Annotated in this window: 16 protein-coding genes and 1 pseudogene; 10 read left to right on the forward strand and 7 right to left on the reverse strand. The window is 68.0% G+C overall.

All coding sequences use genetic code 11. The features are described 5' to 3' along the window. The first annotated feature begins 9 nt into the window (after positions 1–9). Genes EJK15_RS22405 through EJK15_RS22415 form a run of 3 tightly spaced genes read left to right on the forward strand, consistent with a single transcriptional unit; the run spans position 10 to position 2,314 of the window. Positions 10–975 carry an ATP-binding cassette domain-containing protein gene (locus tag EJK15_RS22405; RefSeq protein WP_138712421.1) on the forward strand — a complete coding sequence of 322 codons (966 nt, stop codon included), beginning with the start codon at positions 10–12 and terminating at the stop codon, positions 973–975. Further along, complete coding sequence (locus EJK15_RS22410) at positions 972–1,775, forward strand: ABC transporter permease (RefSeq protein ID WP_138712422.1); 804 nt, start codon at positions 972–974, stop codon at positions 1,773–1,775. Before EJK15_RS22405 ends, EJK15_RS22410 begins: the two co-directional genes overlap by 4 nt. Then, a complete protein-coding gene (locus EJK15_RS22415; protein WP_240777137.1) occupies positions 1,772–2,314 on the forward strand; it encodes a DUF1707 SHOCT-like domain-containing protein in 543 nt (180 codons plus the stop codon). Before EJK15_RS22410 ends, EJK15_RS22415 begins: the two co-directional genes overlap by 4 nt. 196 nt (positions 2,315–2,510) lie before the next feature. Here the strand turns inward: EJK15_RS22415 and nuoH are convergent, their stop codons facing one another. Then, entirely contained in the window at positions 2,511–3,791 is a 1,281-nt protein-coding gene (gene nuoH / locus EJK15_RS22420; protein ID WP_138712423.1) for an NADH-quinone oxidoreductase subunit NuoH, read from the reverse strand. A 57-nt stretch (positions 3,792–3,848) separates the two neighbouring features. Next, entirely contained in the window at positions 3,849–4,649 is an 801-nt protein-coding gene (locus tag EJK15_RS22425) for a helix-turn-helix transcriptional regulator (RefSeq protein ID WP_240777139.1), read from the reverse strand. Positions 4,650–5,171: 522 nt separating this feature from the next. Here EJK15_RS22425 and EJK15_RS70765 point away from each other — a divergent pair. Continuing rightward, the gene (locus tag EJK15_RS70765) at positions 5,172–5,519 is read left to right on the forward strand and encodes an RICIN domain-containing protein (protein WP_171074464.1); all 348 of its coding nucleotides are present in this window, start codon (positions 5,172–5,174) and stop codon (positions 5,517–5,519) included. 85 nt (positions 5,520–5,604) lie between these two features. Here the strand turns inward: EJK15_RS70765 and EJK15_RS22435 are convergent. Then, positions 5,605–5,782: pseudogene (locus tag EJK15_RS22435) on the reverse strand (transposase); the annotation flags it as partial. Between the two features lie 19 nt (positions 5,783–5,801). Between EJK15_RS22435 and EJK15_RS22440 the strand changes: the two are divergent. Beyond that, positions 5,802–6,173: a methyltransferase domain-containing protein gene (locus EJK15_RS22440; protein ID WP_138712426.1), complete on the forward strand. Its 372-nt coding sequence runs from the start codon at positions 5,802–5,804 to the stop codon at positions 6,171–6,173. Positions 6,174–6,336: 163 nt separating this feature from the next. Here EJK15_RS22440 and EJK15_RS22445 read toward each other — a convergent pair whose 3' ends face one another. Next, positions 6,337–7,020, reverse strand: a complete 684-nt coding sequence (locus EJK15_RS22445) for a helix-turn-helix domain-containing protein (RefSeq protein ID WP_171074465.1) — start codon at positions 7,018–7,020, stop codon at positions 6,337–6,339. A 146-nt stretch (positions 7,021–7,166) separates the two neighbouring features. Between EJK15_RS22445 and EJK15_RS22450 the strand changes: the two genes are divergently transcribed. From EJK15_RS22450 to EJK15_RS22465, 4 genes are read left to right on the forward strand one after another with little or no spacing between them, the layout of a single operon-like run. Further along, positions 7,167–8,375 (forward strand): cytochrome P450, encoded by a 1,209-nt coding sequence (locus EJK15_RS22450; RefSeq protein ID WP_138712427.1) that lies wholly within the window; start codon positions 7,167–7,169, stop codon positions 8,373–8,375. Between the two features lie 5 nt (positions 8,376–8,380). Beyond that, the gene (locus tag EJK15_RS22455; protein ID WP_138712428.1) at positions 8,381–9,325 is read left to right on the forward strand and encodes an ATP-binding cassette domain-containing protein; all 945 of its coding nucleotides are present in this window, start codon (positions 8,381–8,383) and stop codon (positions 9,323–9,325) included. Next, positions 9,322–10,080, forward strand: coding sequence for an ABC transporter permease (locus EJK15_RS22460; RefSeq protein ID WP_138712429.1), 759 nt, complete (start codon positions 9,322–9,324; stop codon positions 10,078–10,080). Before EJK15_RS22455 ends, EJK15_RS22460 begins: the two co-directional genes overlap by 4 nt. A gap of 8 nt (positions 10,081–10,088) precedes the next feature. After that, the gene (locus EJK15_RS22465) at positions 10,089–11,063 is read left to right on the forward strand and encodes a hypothetical protein (protein ID WP_206061036.1); all 975 of its coding nucleotides are present in this window, start codon (positions 10,089–10,091) and stop codon (positions 11,061–11,063) included. Between the two features lie 239 nt (positions 11,064–11,302). On the opposite strand, the gene EJK15_RS22470 is transcribed toward EJK15_RS22465, so the two are convergent. From EJK15_RS22470 to EJK15_RS22480, 3 genes are read right to left on the reverse strand one after another with little or no spacing between them, the layout of a single operon-like run. After that, positions 11,303–11,578, reverse strand: a complete 276-nt coding sequence (locus EJK15_RS22470) for an LLM class oxidoreductase (protein WP_206061037.1) — start codon at positions 11,576–11,578, stop codon at positions 11,303–11,305. 35 nt (positions 11,579–11,613) lie between these two features. Next, positions 11,614–12,237, reverse strand: a complete 624-nt coding sequence (locus EJK15_RS22475) for an NADPH-dependent F420 reductase (RefSeq protein WP_138712430.1) — start codon at positions 12,235–12,237, stop codon at positions 11,614–11,616. A gap of 33 nt (positions 12,238–12,270) precedes the next feature. After that, positions 12,271–13,005: an SDR family NAD(P)-dependent oxidoreductase gene (locus EJK15_RS22480; protein WP_138712431.1), complete on the reverse strand. Its 735-nt coding sequence runs from the start codon at positions 13,003–13,005 to the stop codon at positions 12,271–12,273. Between the two features lie 143 nt (positions 13,006–13,148). Between EJK15_RS22480 and EJK15_RS22485 the strand changes: the two genes are divergently transcribed. After that, positions 13,149–13,461 (forward strand): TetR/AcrR family transcriptional regulator (locus EJK15_RS22485; protein WP_138712432.1); only part of this gene is annotated, 313 nt, incomplete at its 3' end.

Below are 13,461 nucleotides of genomic sequence, written 5' to 3' on the forward strand. Positions count from 1 at the left end.
GAGATTCCCGTGCCAGACGCGATCGTAGCCGAGGGCCTGGTCAAGAAGTACGGCGACGTGGTGGCCCTCGACGGAATGGAGCTGACCGTCCCTGAAGGGACGGTGTTCGGGCTCCTCGGCCCGAACGGAGCCGGCAAGACGACCACCGTGCGAATCTTGACCACACTGCTGAAACCGGACGCCGGCCACGCCAAGGTGGCCGGGCTCGACGTCGTCCGCGACGCGCGCCGGCTGCGCGCCCACATCGGGGCGTCCGGCCAGTACGCCGCCGTCGACGACCACCTCACCGGCGCCGAGAACCTCGAGATGGTCGGCCGCCTCTACCACCTGGGCGTCAAGCGCGCCAAGCAGCGTGCCCGCGAGCTGCTGGAGCGCTTCGACCTGACGGAGGCGGGCGACCGCCCGGTGCAGGGCTACTCAGGAGGCATGCGACGCCGGCTCGACCTGGCCGGCGCGCTGGTCGTCAGCCCGCCGGTGCTCTTCCTCGACGAGCCCACGACCGGTCTCGACCCACGGGCCCGGGCAAGCCTGTGGGACGTCATCTCCGAACTCGTCACGGCGGGCACGACGGTGCTGCTCACCACCCAGTACATGGAGGAGGCCGACCGGCTCGCCGACCGCATCGCCGTGGTCGACCACGGCCACGTGATCGCGCTCGGCACCGCCGACGAGCTCAAGGACCAGGTGGGCGGCGACCGGATCGAACTGTCGGTGACGAGTGCGGCGGACCTGGAGGCCGTCAGGCGGACGCTGGCGCCGCTGGCCGTCGGGGACATACAGATCGACGCCACCGCCCTGCAGGTCACGATCCCGGTCACCGGCGGCGCCGCCGCGCTGACCACGGCCCTCGGCCACCTGACCACCGAAAGGATCACCGTACGCGATGCCGGGCTGCGCCGGCCGACCCTGGACGACGTGTTCCTGACCCTCACGGGACACGGGGCCGACGAGAAGATCAAGGAGACCGTGCGATGAACACCCTGCAGATGGCGATCGCCGACGGCATGACGATCACCAAGCGCAACGCGTTGAAGATCAGGCGAGCACCCGACCTGCTGGGTGGCGTGGTCCTGCTGCCGATCGTGTTCGTGCTGCTGTTCGCCTACGTCTTCGGCAGCATGATCGAACTGCCCGGCATGTCGTACACGGAATACCTGCTCCCCGGCATCTTCGTCATGACGATCACCACCAGCGGGCAAATCACCGGGTACACCCTCACTCAGGACCTGCAGAAAGGCATCTTCGACCGGTTCCGCACCCTGCCGATGTCACCCTCGGCGGTGCTGACCGGCCAGACCTTCAGCGACCTGATCACGAATGTGACCAGCATCGTGACCATGGCCCTCGTCGGGCTGCTCGTCGGATGGCGCATCCACACCTCGCCGCTCGAAGCGGCCCTGGGATTCCTGGTGCTGCTGCTGTTCGCGTACGCCTTCTCCTGGGTGACGGCGACGGTCGCGCTGGCCCTGCGCACGCCCGAGGTGTTCAACAACGTGGCCACCATCGTGTCGCTTCCGCTGGTCTTCCTGTCCAACGCCTTCGTCGACAGCGCGCGCCTGCCCGGGCCACTGAAGGTGATCGCCGAATGGAGCCCGGTCTCCACGCTCATCCAGGGCACGCGCGAGCTGTTCGGCAACACCAGCCCGGCCATGCCCGTGCCCAGCGCCTGGCCGTTGCAGCACGCGGTGCCGGCGTCGATCCTGTGGTCGCTCGTGCTCCTGGTCGTGTTCGTGCCGCTGGCCACGCGGCTGTACAAGAGAGCCGTCAGTCAGTGAACCCGCGCGAAGCCGCGGCGGGCGTGGCACCACAGGCACGAGTCTCCGACGACGATCGCGACAAGTCCATCCAACTGCTGCAGGACAGCTTCGCCGACGGACGCCTCACCGCCGGTGAGCTGGAACGGCGACTCGAACTGGCGCTCACCGCGCAGTCTCACGACGACCTGCTCGCGATGACCTCCGACCTGACGGTCGACATGGTCCACCTGACGCCCAGAAGCGGACGCATCAGGAGAGAGGGCGACTGGCGGGTCCCACGCCTGCTACGGATCGACTCCGAATACGGCAAGGTACGCCTCGACCTGTCCCACGCCCTCATCCGACATCCCCAGGTGGACATCGAGCTCTGGCTCACCTACGGCTCCGCCGCGATCGTCCTGCCCGCCGGCGCGAGCGCGAATCCCGACGGGGTGCGAACCGAATGGGGCAGCGTGACCTGCAAGGCAGCCACCTATGCACGTCTCGGCAAGCTGCACGTTCACCTCACCGGAGAGTTCACCTACGGCCGCCTGACCATCCGCAACTCGCGCACGTAAATCACTCCCCCGGGAACGCCACACACAGGCCGAGGGCGATCACCAGTGACCCGGCGACGCCCAGGTCAAGCTGGGAGACGTTCAGCAGGCGATCCTGCCCGCATCCTCCTCGGCCCCGTCCTGGGGCCGCAGAAGCGTTCGCTCCGCGATGCTGACTGATCCGGCGACGGACCGCGACGCGTCCTGTCCGAGGCGCTCACGGCCGGGAAACGCCGTGGTAGTGCGGCAGGTCGAGCGGCGGCACCGGGAAGCCGCCGGCCGTCGGCTCCTTGGACAGTTCCTCGAACTCGGCTTCGACCTGGGCCTTCCTGGCTTCCTTGCGCCGCTGGTTGACGGTGTCGAACCGCATCCAGACGGCCAGGGCGCCGACCACGATGATCCCGGTGATCGCGAGGGCGAGCATCCGGTTGCCCTCGTTGATCACCACGTTGCGCACGGCGGCGACCAGCAGGATCCACCCCAGGTTGACCGGGATCAGCACCTTCCAGCCCAGGGACATGAGCTGGTCGTAGCGCACGCGGGGCAGCGAGGCCCGCACCCAAATGATGAAGCAGAAGGTCAGCACGAACTTGATGAAGAACCACAGCAAGGGCCAATAGCCGGTGTTGGCGCCCTCCCACATCGAGATCGGGAACGGCGCCCGCCAGCCGCCGAGGAACAACGTCACGGCGATGCCGGAGGCGGTGAAGGTGTGCAGGTATTCGCCCATCATGATCAGGGCGAACTTCAGCGAGGAGGAGTATTCGGTCTGGAAGCCGCCGACCAGCTCACCCTCGCCCTCGGGCAGGTCGAACGGGATGCGGGCGGCCTCGCCGAACATGCAGACCACGTAGATCAGGAACGACGGGATCAACAGCACCGCGTACCAGGTCTGCTGCTGCGCCCCGACGATCTCCGACGTGGACAGCGTCCCGGCGAAGATGAAGACCGCCACGAACGACAGGCCCATGGCGATCTCGTACGACACCACCTGGGCCGCCGACCGCAGACCGCCGAGCAGCGCGTACGGCGAACGCGACGACCACCCGGCCAGCACCACGCCGTAGACCGACACCGCGCCCATGGCCAGCATGAACAGCACCGCCACCGGCAGGTCGACCAGCTGCAGCGGCGTCTGCACGCCGAGCAGGTTCACGACCGGCCCGAACGGCACGATGGAGAAGGCCAGGAACGCCGGCACCACCATGATGACCGGCGCCATCAGGTAGAGCACCCTGTCCACCGTGCGCGGGAGGATGTCCTCCTTCAAGCCCATCTTGATCGCGTCGGCGATCGACTGCAGAATGCCGAACCTGCCGGCCCGGTTGGGCCCGTAGCGGTGCTGCATCCGCGAGATCAGCTTGCGCTCGAACCAGACCCCGAAGACGACTCCCAGCGCCAGAAAGAGGAACAGCATCACGGCCTTGACGATCGTGATCCACAGCGGGTCCTTGCCGAAGTCGGCGAGGGTGGGATCAGCCGCGAGAACGCCTGCCATGACGTGTTGCCCCTTCCTCTCCCCCGGCACTCGTTCGGTCGGGAGCGGAAGGTCACGCTAGTTGGTGAGCCGATCGGTGTATTGAACGAATGCGAACAGCTGCTTCGGTGTCATCTGCGCCATCGCCCGGATCTCGCGGGTGAGGTGCGGCTGGTCGGCGTAACCGCAGGCGACGGCCTCGTTTAGCGCGGCCGAGGGCCGTCTCCACGTGTCCACGGTCCGCTGGAATCGGGCGATCCGGGCTACCGTCTTGGGCGACAAGCCCACCACCCGGCGGAATCCGAGCTCGACATAACGACGGCTGACGCCCAGCTCACCGGCGAGGGACCCGATGGTGGGCGGGCCGGCCGGCTCCTGCAGCCGCCACCAGGCGTGCATGATCAGGCCGTTGGGGCCGGCTTCGGGGCGCAGCCACGCCGTCAGCCGCTCCTCCAGCAGGCTGAAGCGGTCCGCCCAGCTCGCCGACGCGATCAGCCGGTCGGTCAGCTCCACGGCACGGGTGCCGAGGAGGTCTTCCAGATGCGCGGTCGTGCCGGCCACCTCGCGTATGGGCGTCCCCATCAGCGCCGACATTCCGGCGGGGGTGAGCCCGACCGCCACCCCGTGACGCCACGGCGTATGGGCCGAGAAGGTCGCGGTGGCGCGGGGACCGGTGACGATCGGGCCCATGCCGGTGAAGTCGATGATCAGGGTGGCCGCGTTGAGCGGCAGCATCTGGCTGGGGTGGGCGGGCTCTCCCGCCCGGGTGCGAAAGCCGGCCCACCCCAGCACGTACGGTCGCAGGTGCGGCGGTGAGAGGCGGGTGATCATCTGGTACGGCTCCGCGTGCGGCTGCGTGGGCAGCGAATGAATCGCCATCACACCAGCAAGCCTGCCCTAATCTCACCGGTCCCGTGGTCGTAGGCCACCTGGCTGCCATGCGGCGTGAGGATGGGCCAAGAGGGTGAGTCAGGGAACATCGCGTCCGTCAGGCGAATCAGCTGGCCGCCTCGCAGCCGCAGCCGACCCATCGCAAACCCGCCGCCATCGCGGCCCCCTTGATCGCCCGAATATCACGGGAACCGCCCGCGACGGCCAGCCACTCAACCTGGATTCACGTGCGCCGTGAGCGCCATCTTCACCTTCGATGGCGCCTGCAACAAAGTGCGCTGTGTCGTCTGGAAGAGATCGGCCCGAACCAACCGCGTTGTCGGATGGTCGGTGTCCCGCGCCCGCTCGCAGTCGGCAAGCAGGTCAGGAGCCGACGCCCCAGTAGGTGCAGTGCCAGGAGCCGCGCGTCTTGACGCAGGCGCGGAAGCTCCGGTACCCGCCTGGGTCGTCGATGGCCCACGCCTGTCGCCCGACATGGCGTACCGGCGGTTTCCATTGCCCCGAGCGTCCATGCCACAGGACCGCGTGTTCACCAGCGTCCTCGGCAACCAGATCGAAACGCAGCAGTGGGTCCTTAGTGATGGCAGGCTGATCAACAAGACTCGCAGCCGCTGCCTGGAGGCCGGCAGTGGCGGCAGCATCTTCATCGCCGTGTGCGCGGGCAAGGAATCCCAGAAGTGGGCGTTCAAGCTCGCCGTCAAGGGCAAGGTGCCCACCGGCGACCAGTTCCGAATCCAGAACTTCCAGACCAAGGGCTGCCTCAAGATCGGTGCCGTCAATTCCCAGCGGAACGCCCGGGTCGCCGCCGTGGAGTGCAAGGCTGAGCGCAACCAGAACTGGTTCGCCAACACTGTGTGACCCGAGCAGCTTGCGAGCGCTCCTCCGGCCGAGCCGCTGACGCGTGGTCGCCGGCGTCATAGGGGGACAGACCAAGTAAGAGCGTCTAACGCAATGAGATGAGTCGGCGCCAGCAGACGAGGGCGCGGGCCAGGCAGAGGAATGCTTGGTGGATGTCGGCGCGGATCTCCCAGCGGATGCGCAGGCGGCGGAAGGGGTGCAGGAGGGCGAAGGCCTGCTCGAACGACCCAGCGTTGTTTGCCCAGGCCGGAGCCGTGTTTGGCCGCCCGCAGGGACGGGTCGGTGCCCACTCCGCAGCGGCGGCAGCTCATGGCAGGTCTGAGCGGGCGGGTTCTGGAATTCGGGGCGGGCGACGGGGTGAAGATCAGCTGCTACCCGGCCGGCGTGGAGGAGATCGTCCTGGTGGAGCCGGACCCGTTCCTGCGGGCGGCGGCCAAGGGCATCACCGCGCTCCTCCCGACCCCGGTTCGGATCCTCGACGGGGACTTACGAAGTCTGCCGGTCGCCGACGGCTCCTGTGAGGCCGTGGTGTTCGCTGATGCTGTGCTGCGCCATGCGGGTACGGGAGGTGCGCCGGGTGCTGGCCCCGGCGGCGAACTGCGGTTCTACGAGCACCAGCGCTCCGGCAATCCGGCGGTGACGCAGGCTGGCTGACGGTCAGCCCGCATTCGGGAGCCTCGCACGAAGTTTCGTTACATGGTGCCGCTGGCGTGGCGCTGGGAGCGGGAGTTTCGGTACGCGGGTCGAACAGGGCCTCGTGGGCGTTGAGGAGGCGACCACAGCACTTGAAATCCGGGGCACAATCCCTGCGGTCTGATCATGGCGGGAGGTCGCGCCAGCGTTCGGCCGACGCCAGAGCGTCCAGGCTGATCCGCTCCAGGAACGCACCGCCCCTGGCCAGGCGGCGTCCCACGGGCGTGTCGAGCCCGAGCGTCTGCCCCGCCGCCTGCGCGATCTCCGCCGCCGCGAGCGTCTGCCGCGCGCTGATCACCGTCGAGTGGTACCAGGCGTCGTCGTCGACCACGTAGATGTCGCGCCGCCGCCGCGGATCACGTTCGCGCCTGATCAGCCCCTGCTGGGTCAGGTAGCCCACCGCCATGGAGATCGAGGCAGGACTGACTTTCAGCCCGCGCGACAGCTCGGCCGCAGTGAGCCTGCCGTCCTCGCTCAGCCACAGGCCGATGAGCACGCGCGCCATCATCTTCGGCAGGCCCATCCCGATCGCCATCTCGACGGCTCCCTCTTCCACCTCGAAGACCTTGCGGTCCTGGGGTTCGGCCTCGGGCGAACGTGCCGGGGTGCCACGCCGCGCCCGCCGCGCTGCCGCCTGGTGCGCCCGCTCGGGGCGGTAGTCACTGGGGCCGCCGTTGCGGCCGACCTCACGGCTGATCGTCGAGGTCGGCCGGTCCAGCCGCCTGGCGATCTCGGCGTAGGAGCGGCCCTCGGCGAGGCCGGTCGCGATGCGCTGGCGGTCCTGCCGGGTCAACCTTCCTTCTGACATGACACCACTATTGCGTTCGGCACCACACAATGCAATGTTTCATTGCATTTAGCTTCAGCGTCAACGCATCAATTCATTGGCTTTGACCTGCACTTATATGCATCGATTGATTGACAGAATTTCTGAAAGCAACGTAGCTTTCAATCATGACGAACACGTACTATCGCGACGAGCCGGTCACTCCGTCCCTCGACCGCGCACCCGCCTGTCCCTTCGATCCCGCCCCTTCACTCACCGCCCTGCGCGCAGAGCAGCCAATCGCCCGCCTGGCCGCGCCCGAGGGCGCCCCCGGCGTCTGGATGATCACCGGATACGACCTGGCCCGCCAGATCCTCGCCGACCCGCGCTTCAGCTCCCGCTACGAAACCCACTACCACCCCCTGGCGGGCGGGCACCTGCCGCCCGCCCCCGTCGGCGACCTGACCGGCATGGACGCACCCCAGCACACCCGCTTCCGCAAGCTGCTGGCGGGCAAGTTCACCGTCCGCAGGATGAACCTGCTCACCGAGCGGGTCACCGAGATCACCCGTGAGCGGCTCGACGCGATGGAGCGGCAGGGGCCGCCCGCCGACCTCGTCGAGGTCTTCACGCAGCCGGTTCCAGCGCTGATGATCTGTGAGCTGCTCGGCGTGCCGTACGAGGACCGCGACCAGTTCCAGAGCTCCACCCGGGCCCTGCCGGAGGCCGGGACCGCTGAGGCGCAGTACGCCGCCTTCGTCGAGCTCGGCACCTACCTGCGGGAGCTCGCACTCGCCAAGCGGGCCAAGCCGACCGACGACCTGCTCAGCGACCTGGCCACCGGCGGCGACCTGACCGACGAGGAGCTCGGCGGCGTGGCCGCGTTCCTGCTCGGCGCCGGGCTCGACACCACCGCCAACATGCTCGCGCTCGGCACCTTCGCCCTGCTGCGCAACCCGGCCCAGCTCACCGCCCTGCGCGGCGACCCCGACCTGGCCGTCGGCGCCGTGGAGGAGCTGCTGCGTTACCTGTCCGTCGCCGCCACCGGTATGCGCGGCGTGCTGGAGGACGTGGAGCTCGGCGGCAGGCAGCTCAAGGCGGGCGACACGGTCGTCATCGCGATCAACGCCGCCAACCGGGACCCGGCCAGGTTCTCCAACCCCGACGTGCTCGATCTGCGCCGCTCGGCCGCCGGGCATCTGGCCTTCGGCCACGGCGTCCATCAGTGCCTCGGTCAGCAGCTTGCCCGCATCGAGATGCGTGTCGCGTTTCCCTCGCTGCTCATCCGCTTCCCGACGCTGCGGCTCGCCGTACCGGCTGAAGAGCTGTCGCTGCGCACCGACCCCTCGCAGGTCTACGGCGTGCACAGCCTGCCCGTCACCTGGGATCGGGGGTGAACGTGATGCGAACCTTCGTCTCGGTGACCGGGCTGCGTAAGTCCTACGGCGCCCACCGCGTCCTGGACGGCATCGACCTCACCATCCCGCAGGGCACCGTCTTCTCGCTGCTCGGCCCCAACGGCGCGGGCAAGACCACCACAGTGCAGATCCTGTCCACCCTGATCAAGGCCGACGCGGGCGAGATCTGGGTCGCCGGGCACGACCTGGCCAAGGAACCCAACGAGGTGCGTGCCGCGATCGGCGTCACCGGCCAGTTCTCCGCGGTCGACAGCTTCCTCACCGGCGAGGAGAACCTGCGACTCATGGCCGACCTGCTCCACCTCGGCCGCGCCAAGGGCCGCAGGCGCGTCCGCGAACTGCTGGAGCGCTTCGACCTCACCGACGCCGCGCGCAAGCCCGCGGTCACCTACTCGGGCGGCATGCGCCGCCGGCTCGACCTCGCCATGACCATGGTCGGCACGCCCACGCTCATCTTCCTCGACGAACCGACCGCAGGCCTGGACCCGCGCAGCCGCCGCACCATGTGGCAGATCGTCAGGGACCTCGTCCAGCAGGACGGCGTGACCATCTTCCTGACCACCCAATACCTGGAGGAGGCCGACGAACTCGCCGACCGCATCGCGCTGCTCAGCCAGGGCCGGCTGGTGGCGGAGGGCACCCCTGAGGAGCTCAAGCGAATGGTCCCCGGCGGTCACATCGTCGTGCGCTTCGCCGACCCCGACGGGTACCGCAGGGCGGCCGGCCACGTCGGCGCCACCTCCAGCAACGACGCGGCGCTCACCGTCCAGATCCCCGACTCCGGCGGAGTCAGGACGCTGAGGAAGCTCCTGGAGTGGCTGGACACGCAGGCCATCGACGTCGCCGAGCTGTCGATGCACACCCCCGACCTGGACGACGTCTTCCTCACCCTGACCCAGGAGCCCTCGACCAAGGAGCCCTCCCGATGAGAGCGATCACCGACTCGGCGACGATGCTGCGGCGCCAGGTCAAACACATCTGGCGCTACCCCACGCTGATCCTCACGTTCGCGGCCGTGCCCGTGGTGTTCCTGCTGCTGTTCGTCTACGTCTTCGGCGGCACCATGGGCGCGGGCATCGGCGCCGACCGCGCCGCCTACGTCGGTTACCTCACCCCCGGCATCATGATCACGACGATCGTCGGGGCCGCGCAGGGGACCGCGATCTCGGTGGCGACCGACATCACCGAGGGCATCATCGCCAGGTTCAAGACCATGGCCATCGCCCGCGTCTCGGTGCTCACCGGACACGTACTCGGGGCGATGGTGCAGACGTTCCTCGCGATTGCCATGGTGACCGTGGTGGCGTTGCTGATCGGGTTCCGCCCGTCCGCCTCCGTGCTGGACTGGCTCGGCGTGGTCGGTGTGCTCGCCATGTTCACCTTCGCGATCACCTGGCTGTCGGTCGCGCTCGCCATGGTCACCAAGAACGTGGCCACGGCCAGCAACCTGCCGATGCCGCTGATGCTGCTGCCGTTCCTCGGCAGCGGCTTCGTCCCGACCGAGTCGATGCCGGCTGGTTTGCGCTGGTTCGCCGAGCACCAGCCGGCCACCCCTGTCATCGAGACGCTGCGCGCGCTGCTGGCCGGGCGTCCGGCCGGGTCCAGCTTCCTGGAGGCGGCTGTGTGGAGCGCGGGCATCGCCCTGGTCAGTTATCTGGCGGCACGCAGGCTTTACAACCGGTGAGGGTAGACGTGTTCAAACGCATTCTTCCAGCACTTTGCCTGCTGGTTCTCGCGCCGCTGGTCGGCGAGTATCTGCTTGGCAACATCGCCATCAACGCCCTACCGATGATCATCGGGCTGATTCCGCTCTATGGCGGTGGCGCACTGCTGATCCGTGAGGTCGCCCGCCGGTGGCGGCTGGGGTGGCCGGGGATCATCCTGCTCGGGCTCGCCTATGCCGTGATCGAGGAGGGCCTGCTCACCCAGTCACTGTTCAATCCCGACTATGTCGGGTTGCGGTTGCTCGACTATGGGTTCATTCCGGCACTGGGCATCGGCGCCTACTGGACCGTGTTCGTTCTGGCCATCCATGGGGTGTGGAGCATCGCGGTGCCGATCTCGATAGTAGAGGCGGGCTCACGCCGGCCGGACACGCCCTGGCTCGGCAAGGTCGGCCTCACCGTGTCAGCCGTCCTGTTCCTGCTAGGCGGCGCGGTGCCCATCGCCCTGGCAAGTCCGGCCATCTACCCGTTGTCGGCCGCTCAGATCACCTGGACGCTGATCACGGCCGTCGCCCTGATCATCGCCGCGTTCCTGTCCGTTCGATTCCGCCGCCCCCTCCTCCCGGCCACACCGGCCAGCCCGTGGATCGTCTTCGCGATCACCATCGCGGCCGGGCTGGCGTTCTGGCTCCCCACCATGGTGGGCAAGCTGCAGTCCATCGTGCCCGCGTGGATCACGGTCGGCTTCTACCTCGCGCTCTACGCCACGATGACGCTGCTCATCCTGCGCTGGTCCCGGCGCATGGGCTGGGGACCCTGGCACAGGTTCGCCCTGGGCGCTGCCAGCCTGGTCACCTACGCCTGGCACGGCTTCCCTCAGCCGCCGAGTTTCCCAGCGCCCGCGAATGTGGACCTCATCGGCAACGCGGTCTTCGCGCTGGCCGCCCTCGGGCTGCTCGCCTTTGTGGTGGTACGGCTCCGCCGCACCGCTCCGTCAACTTGATCTTTAACCTTGGCGCTTGCGAGATCGCTCCAGATTTCTCAGTAAGATCCCACACCACTCACGAAGATCCCAAAAATGTCCCAGATGAGAGGAGTGCTTGCAGGAAGTGCAGGCACCTCACCGTCGCGCACGCGAGTACGGAACAAACGCACCGTAGCGCAGAGGACTGCTGACAATCCGGTGCTTCACAAGTCCTCTGCACAGAGCCGCGAATGCCCAGGACGTCCGTGCACGCGACTTCAGAAAGTGACTGTGCTGGCATTCAGCCGCACCCGGCTGGTCGCCGTCGCGGCGACGGTCCACAGCAGCACCGGGTCGAGGTAACGCTTCATCTGCGGCGGGTACGGCTGCTCTTTGCCCGGATGGATGCTATGCATATCGACCGGCTGGACCAGGCGATCGCCGACCCACAACGTGTCGTAGCCAAGGTCCTCGATCCCGCGGCAGAACGCGCTCAGGCCAGCGGAGCTGCTGATAGCGGGCCCGACTATGGGAAGTGTGAAACCAAGCTTCATTGGCGAGTCCTTTCGGTGATCCGTCAACCGTTTGCTCAGACGGGAAGTTCGGTGATGCTGAGGGCGAAGTCCAAGTTCCCCACCCCGTGGTTGGCGAGGCCCACCGTGACCACGCCCGCTCCTTCCAGCCAGTGCGCCATTTTCAGGCCGCCGACGTCCAGCGGGCGCAGCCCGAGGCTCTCGATGAACGCCTCCACACTTGCCTTGGCCTGCGCATTATCGCCAGCGATGAAGACGTCGGGCCGACCCTTCTCCAGGACATGACGGAAGATGGTGTTGAACGCCTTCACCACGCTGGCGCTGGCCGGGGCCGCCTTGGCGACTTCCTGCGCGATCGAGGTCTCCTCGCGGTGTGCTAGCCCGTCGAACGTGGAATTGAAGGGATTGCTGATGTCGACGATAACCTTGCCCGCGAGAGCGTCTCCGTACTGGGCGACGACCGGCACGACACCGTCGTACAACAGGGCCACGATGACGATGTCCCCGGCCGGGGCGGTGCCCCATTCTCCCGTCGTGGCGCCGCCGCCGAGAGCCTTGGCCAGGTCAGCGGCCTTGGACTGATCGCGGCCCATGACCTCGACGGTGTTGCCGCCCGCTACCGCCCGCGCGCCGATGGTGCGGGCCATGTTCCCGGTGCCGATGATGCTGATGTTGCTCATGAGATGTCCTGCCCTGGTTGTGCGTTGTTCGGTTTAGATGGCGGTGGTGCCGCCGTCGGCGACGAGTTCCATGCCGTTGACGTAGCTGGAGTCGTCGGAGGCGAGGAAGAGGGCGGCGGCGGCGATTTCGTCGGGGCGGCCCATCTGGCCGCGGGGGATGAGGGACTCGAACTGGCGCTTGGTGGCCTCGTCGAAGAGTTCTTCCTGCTTGGCGGTGGCGACCTGGCCGGGGGTCAGGACGTTGACGCGGATGCGGCGGTCCTTGAGCTCGTTGAGCCAGACGCGGGCCCAGGCCTGCTGGACGGCCTTGCTGCCGGCGTAGACGCTCCAGCCGGGGAAGGCGCCGAGGGAGGCGTTGGAGCCGGTCATGAGGATGGAGCCGCCGTCGTTGAAGAGCGGGAGGGCCTTCTGGACGGTGAACAGGGTGCCGCGGGCATTGAGCCCGAACCAGGTGTCGAACTGGGCCTCGGTGATCTCGCCGAGCGGGGCGGGCTCGCCCCCGCCGGCGCTGGCCCACAGCACGTCGAGGCTGCCCTTCTCCCGCTTGACGGTGTCGTACAGGCGGTCCAGGTCGTCCAGGTCGGCGGCGTCGCCCTGGACGCCGGTGACGTTGCGGCCGATCTGCTTCACGGCCTCGTCCAGGGCGTCCTGGCGGCGGCCGGTGATGAAGACGTGCGCTCCCTCGTCGACGAACAGCTTCGCGCCGGCCAGCGCCATGCCGGTGGTGCCGCCGGTGATGACCGCTACCTTGCCGTCAAGCTTTCCCATGTTGCTCCTTTAGGTCGGTGGTGCCGTGCGCACCTGGGATGACGGCGTTATGTACACCGCTCTGTGTGCTTACGGTACGGGGCGCGCGGCCGGGACGCAAACTATGTACACCGATCGTTACCCAGCTCGGGTACCATGGACCCGTGACGGAGTTGGAGAAGGGCCCCCAGGGCCGCCGCCGCGGCCGGGGCGCCCGCGAGCGCATCCTCAGCGCGTCCCAGCAACTGTTCCGCGAGCAGGGCATCAACCGCACCGGCATGGACCAGCTTTGCGCGGCGGCCCAGGTGTCCAAGCGCACGGCCTACCAGCACTTCACCGGCAAGGACGAACTCGTCACCGAGTACCTGCGCCGGTTCGACCCCTCCGTTCTGTCCGGCGTGTTCGACCGCACCGACCTCACTCCCCGCGAACGGCTCCTCGCCGCCTTCGACATCCCCCCCACCACCCCCCTGTGCC

It is taken from the genome of Nonomuraea basaltis (genome assembly GCF_005893125.1).
Classification (GTDB): Bacteria; Actinomycetota; Actinomycetes; order Streptosporangiales; family Streptosporangiaceae; genus Nonomuraea; species Nonomuraea basaltis.

Excerpts from the sequence above, each read along its gene's own strand:
- EJK15_RS22425 (WP_240777139.1), bottom strand. The coding sequence starts at position 4,649 with ATGGCGATTCATTCGCTGCCCACGCAGCCGCACGCGGAGCCGTACCAG.
- EJK15_RS22455 (WP_138712428.1), top strand. The coding sequence starts at position 8,381 with ATGCGAACCTTCGTCTCGGTGACCGGGCTGCGTAAGTCCTACGGCGCC.
- nuoH (WP_138712423.1), bottom strand. The coding sequence starts at position 3,791 with ATGGCAGGCGTTCTCGCGGCTGATCCCACCCTCGCCGACTTCGGCAAG.
- EJK15_RS22470 (WP_206061037.1), bottom strand. The coding sequence starts at position 11,578 with ATGAAGCTTGGTTTCACACTTCCCATAGTCGGGCCCGCTATCAGCAGC.
- EJK15_RS22410 (WP_138712422.1), top strand. The coding sequence starts at position 972 with ATGAACACCCTGCAGATGGCGATCGCCGACGGCATGACGATCACCAAG.
- EJK15_RS22480 (WP_138712431.1), bottom strand. The coding sequence starts at position 13,005 with ATGGGAAAGCTTGACGGCAAGGTAGCGGTCATCACCGGCGGCACCACC.
- EJK15_RS70765 (WP_171074464.1), top strand. The coding sequence starts at position 5,172 with ATGCCACAGGACCGCGTGTTCACCAGCGTCCTCGGCAACCAGATCGAA.
- EJK15_RS22460 (WP_138712429.1), top strand. The coding sequence starts at position 9,322 with ATGAGAGCGATCACCGACTCGGCGACGATGCTGCGGCGCCAGGTCAAA.
- EJK15_RS22475 (WP_138712430.1), bottom strand. The coding sequence starts at position 12,237 with ATGAGCAACATCAGCATCATCGGCACCGGGAACATGGCCCGCACCATC.
- EJK15_RS22450 (WP_138712427.1), top strand. The coding sequence starts at position 7,167 with ATGACGAACACGTACTATCGCGACGAGCCGGTCACTCCGTCCCTCGAC.
- EJK15_RS22445 (WP_171074465.1), bottom strand. The coding sequence starts at position 7,020 with ATGTCAGAAGGAAGGTTGACCCGGCAGGACCGCCAGCGCATCGCGACC.